The sequence below is a fragment of the Citrobacter sp. Cpo071 genome (assembly GCF_030332765.1).
GTDB lineage: Bacteria > Pseudomonadota > Gammaproteobacteria > Enterobacterales > Enterobacteriaceae > Citrobacter > Citrobacter portucalensis.
This window is the reverse complement of the sequence record NZ_JAOWHE010000088.1, coordinates 43,511-48,447: the sequence shown is the minus strand read 5'-3', so window position 1 is coordinate 48,447 and position 4,937 is coordinate 43,511. Positions and strand designations below refer to the sequence as shown.

4 protein-coding genes and 1 pseudogene are annotated in these 4,937 nt (G+C 45.7%); all 5 read left to right on the top strand.

What is annotated here, in order from left to right:
* A partial coding sequence (locus tag OGY09_RS25215) for a phosphohexomutase domain-containing protein (protein WP_286591114.1) occupies positions 1–1,101 on the top strand: 1,101 nt, incomplete at its 5' end.
* Between the two features lie 169 nt (positions 1,102–1,270).
* The gene (gene gnd, locus OGY09_RS25210) at positions 1,271–2,677 is read left to right on the top strand and encodes an NADP-dependent phosphogluconate dehydrogenase (RefSeq protein ID WP_275399252.1); all 1,407 of its coding nucleotides are present in this window, start codon (positions 1,271–1,273) and stop codon (positions 2,675–2,677) included.
* 235 nt (positions 2,678–2,912) lie between these two features.
* Positions 2,913–3,572, top strand: a complete 660-nt coding sequence (locus tag OGY09_RS25205) for a NeuD/PglB/VioB family sugar acetyltransferase (RefSeq protein ID WP_032943920.1) — start codon at positions 2,913–2,915, stop codon at positions 3,570–3,572.
* A 67-nt stretch (positions 3,573–3,639) separates the two neighbouring features.
* Positions 3,640–3,834, top strand: a complete 195-nt coding sequence (locus tag OGY09_RS25200; protein WP_223849083.1) for a MaoC family dehydratase — start codon at positions 3,640–3,642, stop codon at positions 3,832–3,834.
* Positions 3,835–4,373: 539 nt separating this feature from the next.
* Positions 4,374–4,937: pseudogene (locus OGY09_RS25195) on the top strand (UDP-glucose 6-dehydrogenase family protein); the annotation flags it as partial.

Below are 4,937 nucleotides of genomic sequence, written 5' to 3'. Positions count from 1 at the left end.
GGCGGTATTGAAGTGACCGCCAGCCATAATCCGATGGATTACAACGGCATGAAGCTGGTGCGGGAAGGGGCACGGCCTATCAGCGGTGATACCGGTCTGCGCGACGTGCAGCGCCTGGCGGAAGCCAATGATTTCCCGACGGTTGATGAGACAAAACGTGGCCGCTACCAGCGCATTACTGCCCGTGATGCCTACATTGACCACCTGCTGGGTTACATCAATCCCGCCAAACTGAAACCGATGAAGCTGGTGCTCAATTCCGGCAACGGCGCGGCAGGTCCGGTGGTTGACGCCATTGAAGCCCGTTTTAAGGCGCTGGGTGTGCCGGTCGAGTTCATCAAAATTCACAACACGCCGGATGGCAACTTCCCCAACGGTATTCCCAATCCTCTGCTGCCGGAATGCCGGGCCGACACGCGCCATGCAGTGATTGAACACGGCGCGGATATGGGGATTGCATTCGACGGTGATTTTGACCGCTGCTTCCTGTTCGATGAAAAAGGTCAGTTCATTGAGGGCTACTACATTGTCGGCCTGCTGGCGGAAGCGTTTCTGGAGAAGAATCCGGGTGCAAAAATTATCCACGACCCACGCCTGTCCTGGAACACCGTGGATGTGGTGACGGCGGCAGGCGGTAAACCGGTGATGTCAAAAACCGGGCACGCGTTTATCAAAGAGCGGATGCGCCACGAAGATGCCATTTATGGTGGCGAAATGAGCGCGCACCACTATTTCCGCGATTTTGCCTATTGCGACAGCGGAATGATCCCGTGGCTGCTGGTGGCGGAGCTGCTGTGTCTGAAAGGGCAGTCGCTGGGCCAACTGGTCCGCGACCGGATGGTGGCCTACCCGGCGAGTGGTGAAATAAACAGTACGCTGGCAGAGCCGACGGCAGCGATTGCGCGCGTGGAGCAGCATTTTTCCCGTGAGGCGTTGTCGGTGGACAGAACGGACGGTATCAGCATGTCGTTTGTCGACTGGCGCTTCAATTTACGCTCTTCCAATACCGAACCGGTGGTGCGCCTGAACGTGGAATCGCGCAGAGATATTCCATTGATGGAAGAAAAAACGAAACTAATTCTGGATCTGCTCAGGAAGTAGATAAGTGTGCTGTAGGTGCACTGCTGAGTTACTGCTTAGAGAGAATTAGGCAATTGGTGTGACATAGATCAGCAAAAGCTATTCATTCATCCTATTACTGAGTTAACATCTGGAATACATTTAAGCCGCGCATACCTTGCGCGGTGACCACACCTGACAGGAGTATGTAATGTCCAAGCAACAGATCGGCGTCGTCGGTATGGCTGTGATGGGGCGCAACCTGGCGCTCAACATCGAAAGCCGTGGTTATACCGTCTCCATCTTCAACCGCTCTCGCGAGAAAACTGAAGAAGTTGTTGCCGAGAACCCGGGTAAGAAACTGGTTCCTTATTACACGGTGAAAGAGTTCGTCGAGTCTCTTGAAACCCCACGTCGTATCCTGTTAATGGTAAAAGCAGGGGCGGGAACTGATGCTGCTATCGATTCCCTGAAGCCGTATCTGGATAAAGGCGACATCATCATTGATGGTGGTAACACCTTCTTCCAGGACACTATCCGTCGTAACCGTGAACTGTCCGCAGAAGGTTTTAACTTCATCGGTACCGGTGTTTCCGGCGGTGAAGAGGGCGCCCTGAAAGGCCCATCTATCATGCCTGGTGGCCAGAAAGAAGCGTATGAACTGGTTGCGCCTATCCTGACCAAGATTGCCGCTGTTGCCGAAGATGGCGAGCCGTGCGTGACCTATATTGGCTCTGACGGCGCAGGTCATTACGTGAAGATGGTTCACAACGGTATCGAATATGGCGATATGCAGCTGATTGCAGAAGCCTATTCCCTGCTGAAAGGCGGCCTGAATCTGTCTAACGAAGAGCTGGCAACCACCTTCACCGAGTGGAATGAAGGCGAGCTGAGCAGCTACCTGATCGACATCACTAAAGACATCTTCACCAAAAAAGATGAAGACGGTAAGTACCTTGTTGACGTGATCCTGGACGAAGCGGCGAACAAAGGCACCGGTAAATGGACCAGCCAGAGCTCTCTGGATCTGGGCGAACCGCTGTCGCTGATAACCGAATCTGTATTCGCTCGCTATATCTCTTCTCTGAAAGACCAGCGCGTTGCGGCATCTAAATTGCTGTCTGGCCCACAGGCTAAACTGGCTGGCGATAAAGCCGAGTTCGTTGAGAAAATTCGTCGCGCACTGTACCTGGGTAAAATCGTCTCCTACGCGCAGGGCTTCTCTCAACTGCGTGCCGCGTCTGACGAATATAATTGGGATCTGAACTACGGTGAAATCGCGAAGATCTTCCGCGCGGGCTGCATCATTCGTGCGCAGTTCCTGCAGAAAATCACTGACGCTTATGCTGAAAATAAAGGTATCGCGAATCTGCTGTTGGCTCCGTACTTTAAAAATATCGCTGACGAATATCAGCAAGCGCTGCGTGATGTAGTGGCTTATGCTGTGCAGAACGGTATTCCGGTACCGACCTTCTCTGCAGCTGTAGCCTACTACGACAGCTACCGTTCTGCGGTACTGCCGGCTAACCTGATCCAGGCCCAGCGTGACTACTTCGGTGCGCACACGTATAAACGCACTGATAAAGAAGGTGTATTCCACACCGAGTGGTTGGACTGACACCTTTGTTATTTTAAGCCCAGGAGATTACTGGGCTTTTACGAAAGTCATATTACTTCGAATTAAGTTTATTTGTTATTTGTTTTTTATTCTAGATGACGAAAATTTATTGATTTTTAGCTATCAATGAATTTTTTAATTGCTTTTTATTTTAAATTTGTGAAGTGATTGTAATGCTAAATGTATCAAAAAATTATCAGGCATTACTTTTGGTATAAACAACGGTGGATGATTTATGAAAAGATTCGCAATTTTAGGTGCAGGAAGTTATGGTCGAGAAGTTATACCTATTCTTAGAGAACAAGTTAGGGTGAGTGGTCTAGCAGGAGAGGTTGTTTTTGTCGATGATAATCTGAGTGGAACCACTGTTAATGGTTTTTCAGTAGTGTCGACCGAAGATTTTATTAATTCCCCACATAAAGACAAATATTTTAACGTAGCTATTGCTGACGATAAAATAAGGAAAAAAGCGGCGGAGGTTATGTTGTGTAATGGTGTTGAGCCAATAACAATAAGGCATCCTAATACGGTTGTTTATGATACGGCTCAAATACATAATAGTGCAATTTTATCACCTTTTGTAACTGTTTCTGCTAATACAACTATCGGTGAGTTTTTCCATGCTAACATTTATTCTTATGTGGCTCATGACTGCATAATTGGTAATTATGTTACATTTGCACCCGGTGCTAAATGTAATGGAAATGTAATTATTGAAGACCATGTATACGTTGGTTCTGGTGCGGTTATAAAACAAGGCACGCCACGTTGTCCAGTTGTGATCGAAACAGGTGCAGTTATTGGCATGGGGGCGATTGTTACAAAGAGCGTTAAGTCTGGGATTACTGTCTGCGGTAACCCTGCTCGGGAGTTGATTAAGCTTGGTATGAAATAATGGAAATCAAGATTCTATGTCACTAAAAGCAATATCTGCGGGTATGTTTGCTAGCTAAAATCAGACCATAACTGATGCAGATATAAAATCGTATGCGTGTATTTTTGGTGGTCATAATCCTATACATGTCAGCGATACATATGCTCAGCAGTCAATATATAGAAAAAGAATTGTCCATGGAATGATATCCTCTAGTTTTTTTCAGTCATTTTTGGTACCTAGCTACCAGGATACGGATGTCTATATGTATCTCCGACATTAAATTTCAAATATCCTGTTTATATTGGAGGTACAGTCACAGTTACTGTTAAAAATATTGATTTTGACAAGACGGTCGTAGGATTTGAAACTATTTGTCGAGTGGACAGAAAGTAAATTATTACAGGAGTTGCTGAGGTTTATATATCTAAAGCTAACTAAGTGGGGTATTTAATTTTTTATGAACAAAGCACGCCTTTATACATTTACGTACTTTGCCATTGTCATAGTATCGGTTTGATGTGCCTTTTTCCGTAAGTGTCGAATTTATGATTTCGTGAAGGGGTTGCTTTAATAATATTCCATCGAAATTTAGCTGTGCAATTTTTTTACTAATTTATTTGAGATGGATGAAATGCTGTAAGTATATTTGGCATAATCTGTTTTTTGTAAGGTCAGTCTTTTATTTAGGTCCGCGCATATTGGCAATGTATCCAATGGTATATAGTGTTTAATACCTATTGGGCATGTTAACGCATAGTTACATGTGATTTTTAACTCTGAGGGTAAGAAATGAAAATCACCGTTTAAGGTACTGGATATTTGCTCTATCAAATCCACTTCTCACAGCGCAGCAGTATCAGGTTGTTGTATTGGATATTGTACCCTCACGAGTGAAGAAAATTAATGAGAGAATATCACCGATAGTAGATATCGAGATTCTGCTAACAAAGAATATTAATTTTGAAGCTACTCTTGATAAAGAGAAAGCATACCAAAATGCTGATTATGTCATCATCGCGGCACCGACTGATTACGATCCGAAAACTAACTACTTTAACACCTCGAGCGTCGAGTCAGTGATCCGCTATGTGGTCGAAATCAACCCAAATGCGGTGATGGTAATTAAATCAACGATTCCGGTTGGCTTTACTAACTCCATTAAAGAACAGTTGGGCATCGACAATATTTTCTTCTCGCCGGACTTCTTGCGTGAAGGTAGTGTTCTATACGACAACCTGCACCCGTCTCGTATCGTTATTGGTGAACGTTCCGAATGTGCCGAGCACTTTGCCGGGTTGCTGCAGGAAGGTGCGGTGAAGAAAGATATCCCGACCTTATTTACCGACTCGACTGAAGCCGAAGCCATCAAGTTGTTCGCTAACA

Coding starts and splice junctions, on each gene's coding strand:
- gnd (WP_275399252.1), top strand. CDS start 1,271: ATGTCCAAGCAACAGATCGGCGTCGTCGGTATGGCTGTGATGGGGCGC.
- OGY09_RS25205 (WP_032943920.1), top strand. CDS start 2,913: ATGAAAAGATTCGCAATTTTAGGTGCAGGAAGTTATGGTCGAGAAGTT.